Below are 16,341 nucleotides of genomic sequence, written 5' to 3'. Positions count from 1 at the left end.
TCCGTCCTGGTCGCCAATCGCGGCGAGATCGCCCGCCGGGTGTTCGCCACCGCCCGCCGCATGGGCCTGGAGACCATCGCGGTCTATTCCGAAGCCGACGCCGGCGCCGCCCACGTGGCCGACGCCGACCGCGCCGTGCCGATCGGCCCCGCGGCGGCGCGCGAAAGCTACCTGGTCCCCGAGAAGATCATCGCCGCGGCGAAGGAGGCCGGCGCCGAGGCGATCCATCCGGGCTACGGCTTCCTCTCGGAGAACGCCGACTTCGCCGACGCCGTCACCGCCGCGGGCCTGGTCTGGATCGGTCCGCCCAGCGCCGCGATCCGCGCCATGGGCCTGAAGGACGCCGCCAAGGCGCTGATGCAGAAGGCCGGGGTGCCGGTGACGCCGGGCTACCTGGGCGAAGACCAGGCGGAGGCCACCTTGGCGAAGGAGGCGGCCCGCATCGGCTATCCGGTGCTGATCAAGGCGGTGGCTGGCGGCGGCGGCAAGGGCATGCGCCGCGTCGATGACGCCGCCGGGTTCTCCGCGGCCCTGGGCGCCGCGCGGCGTGAGGCCACGGCTGCGTTTGGCGACGACCGGGTGCTGCTGGAGACCTACGTCACCCGCCCGCGCCACATCGAGGTGCAGGTGTTCGGCGACAGCCACGGCCATGTCGTCCACCTCTATGAGCGCGACTGCTCCCTGCAGCGCCGTCACCAGAAGGTCATCGAGGAGGCGCCCGCCCCGGGCATGGACGCCAAGACCCGCGAGGCCGTCACCTCCGCCGCCGTGAAGGCCGCCCAGGCCGTGAACTATGTCGGCGCGGGCACCGTGGAGTTCATCGCCGACGCTTCGGCTGGCCTCAGGCCCGACCGCATCTGGTTCATGGAGATGAACACCCGCCTGCAGGTGGAGCATCCGGTCACCGAGATGGTCACCGGCCTCGACCTGGTGGAATGGCAGCTGCGTGTCGCCGCCGGCGAGCCCCTGCCGCTGAAGCAGAAGGAGATCGGCCTGACCGGCCACGCGGTGGAGGCCAGGCTCTACGCCGAGAGCCCCGCCAACGGCTTCCTGCCGTCCACCGGCGTGCTGGAGCACTTCCAGCTGCCGCCTACGGTGCGCGCCGATACGGGCGTCGAGGAAGGCGGCGAGGTCACCCCCTTCAACGACCCGATGATCGCCAAGCTGATCGCCCACGCCGAGACCCGTGAGGCGGCCCTGGCCGAGCTCGCGGAGGCCTGCGACGCGGTCGAGGTCTGGCCCGTGAAGACCAACGCCGGCTTCCTGGCCCGCTGCCTGGAGCAACCCGACTTCATCGCCGGCGATATCGACACCGGCTTCATCGAGCGCAACCTCGCCGAACTGACCGCGCCGCCGGAGCCCTCCCCCGCGGCCCTGTCGGCGGCGGCGCAGGCCGCGATGGTGGTGGACGAGACCACGGAGCCCGCGCCCTCCCCCTGGCGAGACCTGGCGGGCTTCCGCCTGAACGCGCCGCCGGAGACGGCCGTCAGGCTGTTCCTGGGCGGCAAGCCGGTGATCGCCGAAGCGCGCGAAGCCGGCGCCCCGCGCTCGGTGCTGCTCACCGACGCCGACGAGATCGTGGTGTTCGAGGCCGGCGAGGCCTTCGTCTTCACCGCCCACCCCCCCGCCGCCGAGGAGGTGGACGCCGCCGCCGACGGCCAGATCCGCTCGCCCATGCCCGGCAAGGTCACCCAGCTCCCGGTCAAGGCCGGCGACAAGGTCGCCAAGGGCCAGGCCCTGCTGACCCTGGAAGCCATGAAGATGGAGCACGCCCTCACGGCGCCCTTCGACGGGACGGTGGAAACGGTCTCCGTCGCGCTCGGCGACCAGGTCAGCGAGGGCGCGGTGCTGGTGAAACTGGCTGCAATCTCCTCGCCCCCCGCGTAGCGAGAGGGGAGAGGAGGCGCCTACGCCCGCCGCAGCAACGCCACCGTCCCCTGGCCGCCGTCGGCGCAGATGCTGATGATGGCCCAGGTCCCTGGCGGCATGGCGTAGAGCTCCTTCACCCCCTGGCTGAGGATGCGCGCCCCGGTGGCCCCGAACGGGTGGCCGAGCGCGGTCGAGCCGCCGTTCGGGTTCACCCGCTCCACCGGGAACCGCCCGAGCTTGGCCGTCACACCGGCCTTGTCCTTCAGGAAGGCCGGGTCCTGCAGCGCCTTGATGTGGGTCGCCACCTGGGCGGCGAAGGCCTCGTGGATCTCCCAAAGGCCCACGTCCTCGTAGGTCAGGCCGTTGCGCGCCAGCAGGCGTGGGATCGCATAGGCCGGCGCCATCAAGAGGTACTCGTTGAAGAGGTCGATGGCGTTGACCTCGTAGTCCACCAGCCGCGCGCGCGGCGTCTCGGCGGGTAGCCGCTCCAACCCCGTGGCGGTCGCCACCCATACGGCGGCCGCGCCGTCGGTGAGCGGGCTGGAGTTGCCGGCGGTGAGCGTGCCCTGGCCGCTGGTCCGGTCGAAGACGGGCGCGAGCTTGGCGAGCTTCTCGAGGCTGGTGTCGGCCCTGATGGTGGTATCGCGGCCCACGTCGTCGAGGCGCAGGACCAGGTCGTCGAAGAAGCCGCGATCCCAGGCCGCGGCGGCGTTCTTGTGGCTGGCCAGCGCGATTTCGTCCTGTTCAGTGCGGCTGATCTGCCAGCCCTTGGCCATCTCCTCGGTGTGCTCGCCCATGGATTTGCCGGTCGCGCGGTTCTTGATCTGCGGGATGAACAGTCGGATGTCGCGGGCCTTGGTCTGGCGCACCGCCGCCCAGCGGTCGGCGAAAGAGCGGCCTTCCATGAACCGGCGCAGGTCGTCGGAAAGGCCCGGGCTGAGGCCGATCTGGATGCGGCTCATCGCCTCCGCCCCACCCACCAGCGCCAAGCTGCGGCCGCGGCCGACGAGCATGCCCGCGGCCTCGAAGGCGCCCACCATGCTGGTCGAGCAGGCCATCACCGTCGAGAACGCCGGCACGGTGGGATCGCCGCCGGCCTCTATCAACGCCTCGCGGGCGATGTTGCTGATGGTCAGGTTGGGGATCACCGCCCCCCAACTCATCAGGTCCGGCCGCCCGCCTTTCGCCAGCATGGCCTTGACCACTGGTACGGAGAGCTCCAGCGCGTCCCTCTTCGCCAGCGCCCCGCCGGCCCTCGCGAAAGGCGTCCGCACCCCGGCCGCCAGCCAGATGTCGGGCTTGCCGCTGGGTTGAGCCGTCGTCGACGCTCTGGCCATCTCACGCTCCTGTCGCTGCGCTAGAGATGGGCGCTAGGGCCGAGGTTGGAAAGCGCGCGCGCACTCTCCTTCGGGGAGTTAAGCCACCACGCCCACGTCATGCAGCTTGGCGATCTCCGCGCCCGACATCCCCAGCACCTGCGCCAGCACCTCGTCGGTGTGCTGCCCGAGCCGCGGCGCGGGCTGCACCTCGCCGCGCCGGTCCTGCGGGATCGTCGCCATGGCGCCGGGGGCGGGGTAGCTGAGCCCGCTCGGGTGGCGGACCTCCTCGAACACCGGATTTCCCTTGAATAGGCGCGGGTCCTGAAGGGCCGCCTCCAGCGGCTGGTAGGCGCCCCAGGTCACGCCGCCGGCGTCGAAGGCCGGCGCCAGCTCGGCCGCCGTCCGCGCCCGGAAGGCCCGCTCGAACAGCGGGTAGAGCCGCGCCCGATGGGTGAACCTGAGCCCCTCGTCGGTGGCGAAGGCGACGCCGAGTTCGGCCTCCAACGCCGCCACCTCGCCGGCGAGATCCAACACCTCCAGCGCCTTGGCCCACTGCTTGGGGGTGATCGCCAGCAGCATCAGCGTCTGGCCGTCGCGGGTCGTGAAGTCGCGGCCGAAGGCGCCGAAGACGTCGTTGCCCATCCGCGGCCGCTGGCGGCCCGTGACCATCGCCTCGGCGGTAAAGCCCAGGTTGGCCATGGTCGCCGCTCCGACGTCGGAGAGCGGCGCGCGGATCTCGCGCCCCTCGCCGGTCCGCATCCGCGCGAGCAGGGCCGAAACCAGGCCGAAGGCGCAGTAGGCGCCGGTGAGCAGGTCCCAGGCGGCCAGCACGTGGTTCACCGGGCGCGGGTCGTCCGCCGGCCCGGTCATCAGCGGCAGGCCGAGCGCAGAGTTGATCGTGTAGTCCATGCCCTGGGACCCGTCCGCCCAGCCCATCACCCGCACGCAGATCAGGTCCTGGCGTAGCTTGCGCAGCGCTTCGTAGGACAGGAACCCGTCCACCGGGAAGTTGGTGACGAACAGGCCCGCGTCCTGGCCGGGCGCCGTCGCCAGCCGCTGGGCGATCTCGCGGCCCGCCGGCCGGGCGAGGTCGAGGGCGATCGACTTCTTGCCCTTGTTCAGCCCCTCCCAATAGAGGCTCGACCCGTTCTCCGCGAGGGGCCAGCGGCGGAAGTCCGGGCCGCCGCCGATGTTGTCGAAGCGGATCACCTCGGCCCCCATCTGCGCCAGGTAGAGGCCACAAGTGGGCGCCGCGACGAAGGCCGAGCCCTCGACAACCCGCAGGCCTTTCAGGAGGTCGTACAAGCCGGATTCCCTTTATCCGCTCATCCCCGCGGAGGCGGGGACCCAAGCTGAGGCAGCAGATCGCGCGACGCCTCGACACCTATCAACCGCCCAATGGGTCCCCGCCTTCGCGGGGATGAGCGGAGGAGAATCACGAGATCAAATCCCCGACTTCCTTCACCTCTTCCGGCGTCAGCGCCCAGGCTGCCGTGGCGGCGTTGGTCCGCACCTGCTCGGCCGAGGTGGCGCCGGCGATCACCGACGACACCACTTGGTGTCCCAGGAGCCAGGCGAAGGCCAGTTCGAGGATCGTGTGGCCGCGCTCCTCCGCCCAGGTCGTCAGCTTCTCGACCTTGTCGAAGTTCCTGTCGCTGAGCGCGGCGGCGGCGCGCGAGCCCCAGGCGGCCAGTCGCGTGCCTTCCGGCGGCTTCTCGCCGCGCCGGTACTTGCCGCTCAAGAGACCCGAGGCCAGCGGGAAGAACGGCAGGAAGCCCAGGCCAAAATGCTCGCAGGCCGGCAGCACCTCGAACTCCACCTTGCGCTCCAGGAGCGAGTATTGGTTCTGCGCCGAGACGAAGCGCGTCGCGCCGGCGGCTGTCCAGTCAGCATCTCCGATCTGCCAACCACTGAAGTTGGAGTTGCCGATGTAGCGGACCTTGCCCTGGGTCACGAGGTCGTCGAGCGCGCGCAGGGTCTCGTCGATCGGGGTGTCGGGGTCAGGCTGGTGGAACTGGTAGAGGTCGATCCAGTCCGTGCCGAGGCGGGTAAGGCTGTCCTCCACCGCCCGCATGATCCAGCGGCGCGAGCCGCCCCGCCGGTTCTCGTCATCGCCGACCTGCATGCCGAACTTGGTGGCCAGCACGATGTCGCCGCGCCGCTTGCCCAGCGCCTTGCCGAGGAACTCCTCGGACTTGGTCCCGCCGTAGATGTCGGCGGTGTCGAAGAGGGTGATGCCCGCGTCGAGGGCCGCATCCACCACCGCCTTCGTCTCCGCCTGGTCGATGCGCATCCCGAAGTTGTTGCAGCCCAGTCCCACCTCGCTGACCTTCAGGCCAGAGGCTCCAAGCCGGCGCTTCTTCATCGTCGTTCTCCGCAGGGTTCATCGGCCGCGTCGCGCCGACCGGACGGGCGCGGAGCCTAGCGATTTCTAGCCTGGTCGCCAGGGCCCCAAGCGGGCTCGCGAAAGGCTTAAGCCGACATTCACCTCGTTTGTTGGCGATATCGCAAGTCTCCGATCCTTAAGTTCACGATCTGAAAAAGCTTTTCGGCGAATGGTCCCATCATGCGCGTCGTCACTATCGTCAGTCTCGGTGCTTGCGCCGTGTTCGGTCTCGGAGCCCTCGTGGTGGCCAAGACCATGTTGCCCAACGGAGCCGCCGCCAAGGTGGCGGCCTCGCCGGCCGTCGTCGGCATGCCGGTCGTCGTGGCCAAGATGCCGCTGAAGTTCGGCGACAAGCTCGACGCCACCAAGGTCGAGATCCTCCGGCTGCCCGCCAACGCCGTGCCGGAGGGGTCATTCTCCACCGTGGCCCAGGTGCTGGCGCAGGACGGCGGCGGCCCGCCGGTCGCGCTCACGCCGATCGCCGCACGCGAGCCGCTGCTGCCCTCCAAGCTCTCCGGCCCCGGCGCCCGCGCCTCGGTCGCCGCCGAGATCGCCGAGGGCTTCCGCGCCTACACGATCAAGGTGTCCGACGTCACCGGCGTCGGCGGCCATGCGCTGCCGGGCGACCGGGTCGACGTCGTGCTGATGCGCGACCTGACGCCCCAAGGACCGGTCCGCAGCTTCGTCTCCGAAGTGGTGCTCCAGGACGTCCGCGTGCTGGGCGTCGACCTGAACGCCGACCTGTCGGCCAACAAGCCGGCCACGCCGTCCACCGCCACCCTCGAAGTCTCGGTCCCCGACGCCCAGAAGCTCTCGGTGGCCGTCAACCTCGGCCAGCTCTCGCTGGCGCTGCGCAAGACCGGCTCGACCGAGCTCGCCCTGACCGCGCCGATGCGCGCCGGCGCCTTCGTCTCCGGCGGCGCTGTCGGCGCGCCCCGCGCCGTCTCCGGCCCACGCCGCAGCGTCGCGCCCGAGGGCCCAAGGCTGATCGTCATCGTCGCCAACGAAACCAAGGGCGGCTCGCGCGCGCCCCGCGCCAGGAAGCCTGCCGCACCCCCCGCGCCGCCCGCCGCGCCGCAGGCCGACAGCAACGCCGGCTCGATCGCGTCCGCGACCCACCCGGCATGACCTTCCCGGAGCCCCTGACTATGCCACGCAATCTGGCTACGGCCCTGTGCGCCACGCTCGCGCTCCTGACCACCGGAGCGGCGGCCGCACCCGCCTTCGCCGACGCCCTGCCCAGCGAATCCGCGCCTAGCCGCGTGATCTCGGTGCCGCGCGACAAGTCCCTGTCGTTCCGCCTGGAGCAACCGGCGAGCAAGATCATCGTCGCCCAGCCGGACATCGCCGAGGTGGTCGCCACCACCGACCGCAGCTTCTATGTCCGCGGCATCGAGCTCGGTTCCACCAACCTGCTGGTCTACGGACCGGGCGGTCGGCTGCTGGAAGTGATCGACGTCCGCGTCGGCGTCGACTCCCAGACCCTCGAGCGCGACCTGGCCCTGGCGCTGCCGAAGGAGCACATCCGCGTCCAGACGCTTGGCGACGGCGTCATGCTCACCGGCGAGGTTTCCAACCCGGGCGTCGCGATCCGCGCCAAGGCGATCGCCGAGGCGGTGGCGCCGGACAGCGTGACGTCGATGCTCAGGGTCAACGGCTCGCAAGTGGTGCTGGAAGTCCGCATCCTCGAGGCCTCCCGATCCATAACCCATGACATCGGCCTGACCGCCAGCGTCCAGAACAACTCGTTCAACTTCAGCTTCGGCACCGGCCTGATCGGCGCCAGCACCCCCACCGGCGTGCTGAGCCTGCACGGCGGCGCGGGCCACACCAGCATCGACGCCCAGTTGCAGGCGCTGGAGGAAAAGGGCCTTCTGCACACGCTCGCCCGGCCGAATCTGGTGGCGATGTCCGGCGAGAAGGCCAGCTTCCTGGCCGGCGGCGAATTCCCGTTCCCGGTGCCTGCCGGTCTGAACCTGGTCACCGTCGAGTTCCGCCCCTACGGCGTGAGGCTGAACTTCACTCCCACCATCCAGGACGACGGCAGGATCCGGCTGGCGGTGGAGCCCGAGGTGAGCCAGCTCGACCCGGCCAATTCGGTCACCGTGAACGGCGCCAGCATCCCGGCGCTCACCATGCGCCGCACCAACACCACGGTCGAGCTGAAGGATGGCCAGTCGCTGGCGATCAGCGGCCTGTTCCAGCATAGCTACCAGAATTCGCTGAGGCAGGTGCCCGGCCTCGGCGAAATCCCGATCCTCAGCGCGCTGTTCCGCTCCACCCGCTGGCAGCGCAACGAGACCGAACTCTTGATCGTGGTCACCCCGCGGATCGTGACCCAGGCCGACTTTGACGAGGCCAAGACCAAGACCGTGGCCGGCGCCGAGCCGAGCACCGCCGACCTGATGCTCAAGGGCAAGGCGCTCGACAAGCCGCTGGAGCGTGACCTGCGGGGCACGATCGATCCCACCCCGCCGCCGCCCGCCGCCCTGCGCGGCGCCATTGCTCCCTCTGTCCCCGCGTCCGGAAAATAGACGTCATGAGTACCCTGCCCCTCAACGGTCGCCGCGTCCTGGCGATCGGCGGCGACCTGTCGGACCTCGCCAAGGGGCCGCTGCAGGGCGCGATCCTGGAGAACGGCGGCCTTGACCGGCTGACGGGCGCCGGTGTCGCCGACGCCGACCTGCTGATCATCAACGCCGACGCCTGGGACCCGGCCGCGCTGGCCGCCGGCATCCAGGCCCTGGCGCTCAGCGCCGCGCCGCCGCCTGTCCTGATGGTCGGCGCCCACCTGCCGACGGCGGTGGTCCGCAACCTGCTGCGCATCGAGCGCTCCGACGTGCTCGACGCCCCGTTCTCCCACGACAACATCCAGGCCGCCATCGTCGGCCTGATGGCCGCCAAGGCGCCTGCCGCCGCGGCTGCGCCGAGCGGCGAGCTCGCCCGCTGCTGGGCGGTCACCGGCGCCGTGGGTGGGTCCGGCGCCACCACCATCGCCATCGAGATCGCCACCCAGCTCTGCGCCCGCAGCACCAAGGACAAGAGCGTCTGCCTGATCGACCTTAACCTCGCCGACGGATCCGCCGCCGCCTACCTGGGCTCCAGCCCGGCCATGCGGCTCGGCGACCTGGGCCGCTCGGCCGAGAAGCTGGACCGCGACATGCTGCAGGCCTTCGTCACCCCGGTGACCAAGCAGCTCGACCTGCTGGCCGCCGCCCGCGACCCGCTGGCTTTCGACACCATCCCGCCGGAGGCCATCCTGCGCCTCCTCGAGGTCGCCTGCGACAACTACAGCTGGGTGGTCGTCGACATGCCGCGTCACCGCAGGGCCTGGAGCGTGCAGGCGCTGAGCGGCTGCGACGAGATCCTGGTCATCTCCGAACTGACGGTGCCGGCCCTGCTGGCCGCCCGCTCGCTTTCCGACGAAATCGAGCGGGCCATCGGCTCGGGCCAGAAGCCGCGCATCGTGCTGAACCGCCTGGCGGGCCGGATGTTCGGTCCCGCGCCTTCCATGGCCGAGGCCGAGCGCGCCCTGCAGCGCAAGGCGGAAGGGGGCGTCAGTTCCGACTGGGAGGCCGCCGCCGCCTCGGTGAACCTGGGCGGGCCGATCGCCACCCACCGGCCGAAGTCGAAGATCGTCAAGGATGTGCAGGTGCTCGTCGAGCGGCTCGCCGCCGAACCCGCCGCGCAGCGTGACGGCAAAACCTCGCGGGCCGCCTGATGGGCCGTTTCAGTTCCCCCAGCGCGGGCGTGACGCCCGAAGCCGCACCGGTCCCGGACGCCGCAGCAACGGTCGCGCCGCCCCCGCCGCCGCCGAAGGCCGAGCCCGCCGCGAAGGGGGCCACGCCGTCACAGCTCGACATCCGGCTTCGCCTGCACTCGCGGCTGATCGACGAGCTCGACCTGGCCAAGCTCGACAAGCTCAACGAGGCGGACATGCGCCGCGAGGTCATGCGCCTGGTCGCCGACTTCGCCCGCGCCGAGCGCATGGCGCTGAACACCGCCGACCTGCAGGAACTGGGCGCCTCGATCTTCGACGAGATGGTGGGCCTGGGTCCCCTTGAGCCGCTGCTCAAGGACGAGAGCATCAACGACATCCTGATCAACGGCCCGTTCCAGGTCTATGTGGAGCGTCGCGGCGAGCTCGAGCTGACCCCGATCCACTTCCGGGACAACGACCACCTGCTGCGCATCGTCAACCGCATCGTCGCCGGCGTCGGACGCCGGATCGACGAGAGCCAGCCGATGGTCGACGCCCGCCTGGCCGACGGCAGCCGGGTGAACGCCGCGATCGCCCCCATCGCCATCGACGGCGCCGCGGTTTCGATCCGGAAATTCTCCAAGAAGCCCCTGACGCTGGAAAAGCTCTGCGCCCTGGGGGCCATGCCCGAGGCGGTGGCCGACTTCATGCACGGGGCGGTCAAGTCGCGGGTCTCCACCGTGATCTCCGGCGGCACCGGCTCCGGCAAGACCACGCTCCTGAACGCGCTATCGGCCGCCATCAGCCACGGCGAGCGCCTGATCACCATCGAGGACGCCGCCGAGCTGCAGCTGCAGCAGCCGCACGTGGTGCGCCTGGAAACCCGCCCGCCCAACATCGAAGGCAAGGGCGAGATCCGCCAGCGCGAGCTGGTCAAGAACGCCCTGCGGATGCGTCCCGACCGGGTGATCCTGGGGGAAGTCCGTTCGGAAGAGGCCTTCGACATGCTGCAGGCCATGAACACCGGCCACGAAGGCTCGATGGCCACCATCCACGCCAACAACCCGCGCGAGGCCATCGGCCGCCTCGAGCAGATGATCGCCATGGGCGGCCTGGCCATCAGCCCCGACGCCATGCGCGCGCAGATCGCCTCGGCCATCGGCCTGATCATCCAGGTGACGCGCCTGTCGGACGGCAAGCGGAAGATCACCCACGTCACCGAGATCACCGGCATGGAGGGCCAGGTGGTGCAGATGCAGGACATCTTCACCTTCAACCGCACCCACACCGACCCAGACGGCACGGTGCACGGCGAATTCCGCGCCACCGGCCTGCGGCCCCGCTGCATCGACGAGATGAACCGGCGCGGGATCGCCTACGACACCGCCAACTTCGATCCCACCCGAGTGCTGGGCGCGTCATGAAGTTCGACAGCAATTTCGTCTTCCTGATCCTGATCTTCGCCGCCGTGTTCACCGCCGGCCAGGCCGCGATCGGGCTGTTCTCCGTGGCCACCCAGAAGCGCCGCGTGAACAAGCGCCTGAAGGTGGCGGAACGGGTCGACGGGGTCTCCGCCCTGGTCATGGAGCTGCGCAAGCAGCGGGGCCTCAACGCCGCGGGCGAGCGCGGCAAGCGGCTGCGCTGGCTCTCCGACCTGATCGTCGCCTCCGGCGTCGCCTACGACCCCAAGAAGTGGGCCCTCTATGTCGTGGCGGCGGCCCTGGTGGGCGGCGCAGTCGTCGCCTTCCTGACCAAGAACCCCCTGCTGTTCGTGGTGGGCGCCCTCCTGGCCGGCGTCGGCGGACCGATCTTCTTCCTGAAATACATGACCGCCAAGCGCGCCAAGGCGCTGGGCTTCCAGCTGCCGCAGGCGTTGGAGATCATCGTCCGCAGCCTGGAGGCCGGCCACCCGGTGCCGACCGCCATCTCCCTGGTCGGCCGCGAAATGGTCGACCCCATCGGCTCGGAATTCGGCATGGCCGCCGACGAGATCGCCTACGGCGCCACCATGGAGCAGGCGGTCGGACGCATGGCGGAACGCTGCATGCATCCCGACGTCGACCTGTTCGCGGCCACCGTGCGCCTGCAGGAGCGCGCCGGCGGCAACCTGACCGGCCTGCTGAAGCTCAACGCCGCCACCGTCCGCGACCGTCACAAGATGCGCCTAAAGATCAAGGCCGCCTCCTCGGAAGGCCGCGCCTCGGCGATGATCCTCACCTCCGCGCCCTTTATCGCCATGGGCTTCATCATGCTGTCCTCGCCGCACTTCTATGGCGACGTGAAGGACGAGCCGATCGTGAAGTGGGGCCTGGCGGGCCTGGGCGTGTGGATGTTCATCGGCAACATGGTCATGCGCCGCATGATCGATCTTAGGCTCTAGTCCCATGGACCCAACCCAGATCCAGACCTTGATCTCGGCGGTGGGCGCGGCGCTCGTCCTGGGCGGCGTCGGCGGCGCGGCCTGGATGATGGCCAGCGAGTTTCGCCTCCGCTCAATCCGCCGCGGCCGCATGCAGACCGCCGGTGGGCCGCAGGCCGGGGGGCCGCGCACGGCCGCCCGGGGCCCTGGCGGCGGCATCGGGGACCAGCTGCTGGGCACAGTGCGCCGGCTCGGCCAGCAAAGCGCGGTGCGCGACCCGGCCAAGCTCTCGGTGCTACGTTCGCAGCTGATGCAGGCCGGCTTCTACAACCGCGAAGCGCCGGTGATCTACCTCGGCCTGCGCGCCGCCGCCCTGGGGGTCGCGACCTTGGGCGTGATCCTGCTCCTGCCGCTGATCGCCGGCGGCAAGGGCGGCATGATGGGCATCGCCATCGCCGGCGTGCTGGCGGGCGTCGCGATCCTCGGGCCGGACCAGGTGCTGAAGATGCGCCGCACCACCCGCGAGCGGGAGTATTCCGACGGCTTCCCCGACCTCCTGGACCTGCTGGTGGCCTCGGTCGAAGCCGGCCTCAGCCTCGACGCCGCCGTCACGCGGGTCACCGAGGAGCTGGCGCGCCGCTATCCGACGCTCACGATCCACCTGCGTTTCCTGGTGCTGGAGCTGCGCGCCGGCAAGTCGCGCAAGGACGCCTGGGCGGCCTTCGCCGATCGCCTCGGCATCGACGACGCGCGTCAGCTCGCCACCATGCTGCGTCAGGCGGAGGAGATGGGCACGAGCCTCGGCGAGACCCTGACGGTCTTCTCGCAGGACATGCGCTCCAAGCGCATGTTGCGGGCGGAGGAAAAGGCGCTGGCGCTCTCGGCCAAGCTCACCGTCCCGCTGATCCTGTTCATCTTCCCCTGCCTGCTGGGGGCCCTGATGCTGCCGGCGGCCGCGCGCCTGATGCACGTCTTCGCCAAGTAGCGGCGCTTCCCTTCCCACTTGTCGGAAGGGGGGACCATCCGCCCCCCGGGGCTCGACCAAAGGTCGACCCGAGGACAGGCTCCGAGCGGATGGTGGGAAGGGCAAGCCTCACGCTCGGCCCGGACGCTTTCCCTCTCCACCATTCCCTCTTCGGGGGAACGGTCCCCCTCTCCCGCTTCGCGGGAAAGGAAGGTCTACAATCCATAGGGCCGGTAGGGCCCCGCGATCAGCTGCTCGAAAATGCCGAGGCCCTCGCGGGTAGGCTCGCCCGGCGCGTCCATGGTGGCCTTGGCGATCGCCTGGATGTGCCAGTGCTCCGGGGCCGTCATGTCGGCCTTGGCCAGGTCGATGTCCTCGCGGGCGACCGCGAGTTCCCCCTTCAGGCCACCGTGCCGCCACTCCCCGCCGTAGCCGATGCCGCGCATCAGGAAGACCCCCGTGGGCTCCAGCCAGATCGAGGCCTCGCCCTGCGCCAGCGGGATCTTCAGCACGCCGCCCAGCGCGTGCCGCGTCCCCGGCTTCAGGGTGACGTCCTCCATGCGCGGCGCGTCCGAATGCCAGCCGCCCTCCGGCCCCGCGCCGTCCGGCAGGATCACCGCGCGGGTGTTCCAGGGCTTGCCCTCGGTGTCGGCGTTGACGTGGAAGAACACCGACCGGTCGGCGAAATTGATCGGCGCCCATTGCCAGAAGAAGCCGGCGATGCCGCCGCCCGGCGTCGGCTGCGGATCGGGCGCGCCTACCGGCCGGATGCCCCAGGACCGGTCGCGCGTGCCGGTCCAGCCGGCGCCGGCCTCCCGCCGCTCGCCGTCCACCTCGGTCCAGCCCGCGACCCGCACGTTCTGGGTCAGCCGCGTATAGTCCATGAACATCCGGGGCCCGCTGCGGCGGGTGAAGCGCGGCTCCTCGATGGGGAAAGCGCGACCCTCGAAGGTCAGCTCGCAGGCCAGGCCCTCGGCGCGCTCCAAGGTCACCTTGAGAGTCTGCAGCGGCTCGATCACCTCGATGCGCACCGGCCCCACCACGAGCTCCATGCGTTCCATGCCGAGGATGCGCGAGGCGTGCAGGCAACGCTGGACGCCGTCGCGGATGATCGAGACGTGCGCGTCGGCGACGTTCAGCGCCGGATAGACCCCGAAAGCCACGGCTACGAACTCCGAGCCGTCAGGCGAATAGCCGTTGAAGAAATAGCGGTCGTAGAAGTTCCGGTCCGAGCCCGAGTAGGCGATCGGATCGGGGGTCTGGTGGATCGGGAAATCGTCGCCCCTGGTCAGCATCGCTCGTCTCTCTGCTCCCCTTGACGCGCCGTCATGCTTGCGACCCGCCTTCCAGGCGTATCAAGTGGACAAGACAAGAAGAACACAAGGGGAGGTTCCGATGGGCGTAATGACCGCCGCCGACCACCGCATCCCGAAGGCCGTGGCCGATGTGCTCGCCCTGCCGGCGGCCTACGCCGACGGGCGCATCCACGAGGCTTACCGCTGGCTGCGGGCCAACGAACCGCTGGGCGTGGCGGACATCGAGGGCGTCGATCCCTTCTGGGTGGTCACCCGCCACGCGGACATCCTGGAGATCAGCCGCCAGAACGACCTGTTCCACAACGGCGACCGCTCGCCGACCATCGTTAGCCAGGCCGCCGACCGCCAGGTCCGCGAGATGATGGGCGGCAGCCCGCACCTGCTGCGCACCCTCATCCACATGGATGCGCCCGACCATCCCAAGTACCGGGCTCTCACCCAGGGCTGGTTCATGCCGCAGAACCTGCGCCGCCTGGAGGACCAGATCCGGGTGATCGCCAAGGCCGCGGCGGAGAAGATGGCCGCCGCCGGCGGACGCTGCGAGTTCGTGCAGGAGGTCGCCCTGCACTACCCGCTGCATGTGATCATGAGCATCCTTGGCGTGCCGCCCGAGGACGAGCCCAGGATGCTGAAGCTCACCCAGGAGCTGTTCGGCGCCGCCGACCCCGAGCTTGCCCGCGACGCCGACACCCCGCCCGCCGAGCGGAAGTTCGACATGAGCGTGGTCGTCGACTTCTCGAACTACTTCCGCGCGCTCTCGGACGCGCGGCGCGCGAACCCCACCGACGACCTCGCCAGCCTGATCGCCAACTCGCAGGTCGACGGCCAGCCGATCTCCGACCTCGAGGCGATGAGCTACTACATCATCGTCGCCACCGCCGGCCACGACACCACCTCGTCCTCCACAGCAGGCGCGCTCTGGGCGCTGGCCGAGAACCCCGGCGAGTTCGCCAAGGTCAAGGCCGACCTGTCGCTGATCCCCTCGCTTGTCGACGAGAGCATCCGCTGGACGACGCCGGTGAAGACCTTCATGCGCACCGCCACGGCGGACGTGACCTTCGCCGGCCGCGACCTGAAGAAGGGCGACTGGCTGATGCTCTGCTATGCGTCCGGCAACCGCGACGAGGCGGTGTTCGACGATGCGGATCACTTCCACGTCGACCGCAAGCCCAACCGGCATCTGGCCTTCGGCTACGGCGCGCACCTGTGCCTTGGCCAGCACTTGGCGAAGATGGAAATGCGCATCCTCTGGGAGGAGTTGGTCCCCAGGCTCTCGGATCTGGCGCTCGACGGCGTCCCCGCGATGAGCGAGGCGACCTTCGTCAACGGCCCCAAACGGCTGCCGATCCGCTTCAAGATGGATTGAGACTGCGGGTGAGTCATCCCCTCGAGCCGCAGCTGGCGGCCTACATCGCTGGGCGCATGCCGGAGGCTTCGGACCTCTGCGTCGCCGACCTCGAACGCATCTCCGGCGGGGCGTCGCGGGAAACCTATCGGTTCCGGCTCACCTGGCTTGAGGACGGGCAGGCCCGCGAGCGCAAGCTGATCCTGCGGCGCGATCCGCCGGCCAGCCTGATCGACACCGAGCGGCGGGTGGAGTTCGAGGCCTATCGCGCTTTTGCCCACTCCGCCGTGCCGGTCCCGAAGATGCTGTGGCTGGAGGAGCAGGACGCCGCCCTCGGCCATCCGTTCTTCATCGCCGAGGAACTGGCCGGCTTCCAGGCCTCACCGCAGATGCTGTTCGCCGGCGGCTATGACGCCGTCTTGCCGAAGGTCGCGGACCGCAAGTGGACGATCCTCGGCGAGATCGCGCGCGCCGATCCCGACGCCCTGGGCCTGACATCGGTGATGGAGGCGCCGGCGCTGGACGCCTGCTGGCGCCGCGAGCTCGACCACTGGGAGGCCGTCCTCGATCGCAGCGAGGCCGAGCCGCAGCCGATCGCGCGGGCGGCCATCCGCTGGCTGCGCGCCAACCCGCCGCCGCCGGCCCAGAAGCTGTCGATGGTGCACGGCGACTACCGCACCGGCAACTTCCTCTATGACGAGGCCGGCGAGATCCACGGCGTCCTGGACTGGGAGATGGCCCACCTGGGCGATCCGCTGGAGGACCTGGCCTGGGGATTCAATCCGGTGTGGTGCTTCGGGCGCGGCGAGCTGGCGGGCGGCCTCGCGCCCCAGGCCGAGGCGGTCGCGATCTGGCGAAAGGCGAGCGGCCTGACGGCCGATCCGGCGGCCCTGCACTGGTGGACGCTGTTCAACTGCGTCAAGGGCCAGGCGATCTGGGTCGGTTCGGCGCGGGCGTTCATCGACGGCGGCAACCGCGAGCCGATCATGGTCTATCCGGCCTGGTGGCTGATGAACGCCCAGGACCGCGCCATCCTCAAGGTGATGGGCCAGCTATGACGCCGACCGTTCCCACCGTCCTGGC

At 70.2% G+C, this 16,341-nt stretch carries 13 protein-coding genes; 9 read left to right on the top strand and 4 right to left on the bottom strand.

The genetic code is table 11. The features are described 5' to 3' along the window. The coding region (locus JWP28_RS14425) for a biotin carboxylase N-terminal domain-containing protein (RefSeq protein ID WP_299543932.1) at positions 1–1,887 on the top strand (1,887 nt) is incomplete at its 5' end. A gap of 20 nt (positions 1,888–1,907) precedes the next feature. Here JWP28_RS14425 and JWP28_RS14420 read toward each other — a convergent pair. The 3 genes from JWP28_RS14420 to JWP28_RS14410 all read right to left on the bottom strand — a co-directional run bounded on the left by JWP28_RS14420 (position 1,908) and on the right by JWP28_RS14410 (position 5,553). Beyond that, positions 1,908–3,206, bottom strand: coding sequence for an acetyl-CoA C-acyltransferase (locus tag JWP28_RS14420; RefSeq protein ID WP_299543931.1), 1,299 nt, complete (start codon positions 3,204–3,206; stop codon positions 1,908–1,910). Between the two features lie 78 nt (positions 3,207–3,284). After that, positions 3,285–4,493 carry a CoA transferase gene (locus JWP28_RS14415; protein WP_299543930.1) on the bottom strand — a complete coding sequence of 403 codons (1,209 nt, stop codon included), beginning with the start codon at positions 4,491–4,493 and terminating at the stop codon, positions 3,285–3,287. 130 nt (positions 4,494–4,623) lie between these two features. Then, positions 4,624–5,553: an aldo/keto reductase gene (locus tag JWP28_RS14410; RefSeq protein WP_299543929.1), complete on the bottom strand. Its 930-nt coding sequence runs from the start codon at positions 5,551–5,553 to the stop codon at positions 4,624–4,626. Positions 5,554–5,754: 201 nt separating this feature from the next. On the opposite strand from JWP28_RS14410, the gene cpaB reads away from it, so the two are divergent. The 6 genes from cpaB to JWP28_RS14380 are packed head-to-tail and all read left to right on the top strand — an operon-like array spanning position 5,755 to position 12,618. Then, on the top strand, positions 5,755–6,702 hold the full coding sequence (cpaB, locus tag JWP28_RS14405) for a Flp pilus assembly protein CpaB (protein ID WP_299543928.1): 948 nt from the start codon (positions 5,755–5,757) through the stop codon (positions 6,700–6,702). A 20-nt stretch (positions 6,703–6,722) separates the two neighbouring features. Further along, a complete protein-coding gene (locus JWP28_RS14400) occupies positions 6,723–8,108 on the top strand; it encodes a type II and III secretion system protein family protein (protein WP_299543926.1) in 1,386 nt (461 codons plus the stop codon). Between the two features lie 5 nt (positions 8,109–8,113). After that, complete coding sequence (locus tag JWP28_RS14395; protein ID WP_299543924.1) at positions 8,114–9,295, top strand: hypothetical protein; 1,182 nt, start codon at positions 8,114–8,116, stop codon at positions 9,293–9,295. Next, complete coding sequence (locus tag JWP28_RS14390) at positions 9,295–10,698, top strand: CpaF family protein (RefSeq protein WP_299543923.1); 1,404 nt, start codon at positions 9,295–9,297, stop codon at positions 10,696–10,698. Before JWP28_RS14395 ends, JWP28_RS14390 begins: the two co-directional genes overlap by 1 nt. Further along, positions 10,695–11,654 (top strand): type II secretion system F family protein, encoded by a 960-nt coding sequence (locus tag JWP28_RS14385; RefSeq protein ID WP_299543921.1) that lies wholly within the window; start codon positions 10,695–10,697, stop codon positions 11,652–11,654. Before JWP28_RS14390 ends, JWP28_RS14385 begins: the two co-directional genes overlap by 4 nt. A 4-nt stretch (positions 11,655–11,658) precedes the next feature. Further along, positions 11,659–12,618: a type II secretion system F family protein gene (locus JWP28_RS14380; protein ID WP_299543920.1), complete on the top strand. Its 960-nt coding sequence runs from the start codon at positions 11,659–11,661 to the stop codon at positions 12,616–12,618. A 194-nt stretch (positions 12,619–12,812) separates the two neighbouring features. Here JWP28_RS14380 and JWP28_RS14375 read toward each other — a convergent pair whose 3' ends face one another. Beyond that, a complete protein-coding gene (locus JWP28_RS14375) occupies positions 12,813–13,892 on the bottom strand; it encodes a hypothetical protein (RefSeq protein ID WP_299543918.1) in 1,080 nt (359 codons plus the stop codon). Positions 13,893–13,992: 100 nt separating this feature from the next. Here JWP28_RS14375 and JWP28_RS14370 point away from each other — a divergent pair, with 100 nt between their 5' ends. Beyond that, a complete protein-coding gene (locus JWP28_RS14370; RefSeq protein ID WP_299543916.1) occupies positions 13,993–15,279 on the top strand; it encodes a cytochrome P450 in 1,287 nt (428 codons plus the stop codon). Positions 15,280–15,287: 8 nt separating this feature from the next. Further along, positions 15,288–16,316, top strand: coding sequence for a phosphotransferase family protein (locus JWP28_RS14365; protein WP_299543915.1), 1,029 nt, complete (start codon positions 15,288–15,290; stop codon positions 16,314–16,316). Positions 16,317–16,341: the final 25 nt, after the last annotated feature.

Source organism: Phenylobacterium sp., assembly GCF_028290885.1.
In the GTDB taxonomy this organism is placed as follows: domain Bacteria; phylum Pseudomonadota; class Alphaproteobacteria; order Caulobacterales; family Caulobacteraceae; genus Phenylobacterium.
Note: the sequence above shows the minus strand (reverse complement) of the source record. Positions and strands in the feature narration are given on the sequence as shown.

Excerpts from the sequence above, each read along its gene's own strand:
- JWP28_RS14420 (WP_299543931.1), bottom strand. The coding sequence starts at position 3,206 with ATGGCCAGAGCGTCGACGACGGCTCAACCCAGCGGCAAGCCCGACATC.
- JWP28_RS14410 (WP_299543929.1), bottom strand. The coding sequence starts at position 5,553 with ATGAAGAAGCGCCGGCTTGGAGCCTCTGGCCTGAAGGTCAGCGAGGTG.
- cpaB (WP_299543928.1), top strand. The coding sequence starts at position 5,755 with ATGCGCGTCGTCACTATCGTCAGTCTCGGTGCTTGCGCCGTGTTCGGT.
- JWP28_RS14400 (WP_299543926.1), top strand. The coding sequence starts at position 6,723 with ATGCCACGCAATCTGGCTACGGCCCTGTGCGCCACGCTCGCGCTCCTG.
- JWP28_RS14395 (WP_299543924.1), top strand. The coding sequence starts at position 8,114 with ATGAGTACCCTGCCCCTCAACGGTCGCCGCGTCCTGGCGATCGGCGGC.
- JWP28_RS14390 (WP_299543923.1), top strand. The coding sequence starts at position 9,295 with ATGGGCCGTTTCAGTTCCCCCAGCGCGGGCGTGACGCCCGAAGCCGCA.
- JWP28_RS14385 (WP_299543921.1), top strand. The coding sequence starts at position 10,695 with ATGAAGTTCGACAGCAATTTCGTCTTCCTGATCCTGATCTTCGCCGCC.
- JWP28_RS14380 (WP_299543920.1), top strand. The coding sequence starts at position 11,659 with ATGGACCCAACCCAGATCCAGACCTTGATCTCGGCGGTGGGCGCGGCG.
- JWP28_RS14375 (WP_299543918.1), bottom strand. The coding sequence starts at position 13,892 with ATGCTGACCAGGGGCGACGATTTCCCGATCCACCAGACCCCCGATCCG.
- JWP28_RS14370 (WP_299543916.1), top strand. The coding sequence starts at position 13,993 with ATGGGCGTAATGACCGCCGCCGACCACCGCATCCCGAAGGCCGTGGCC.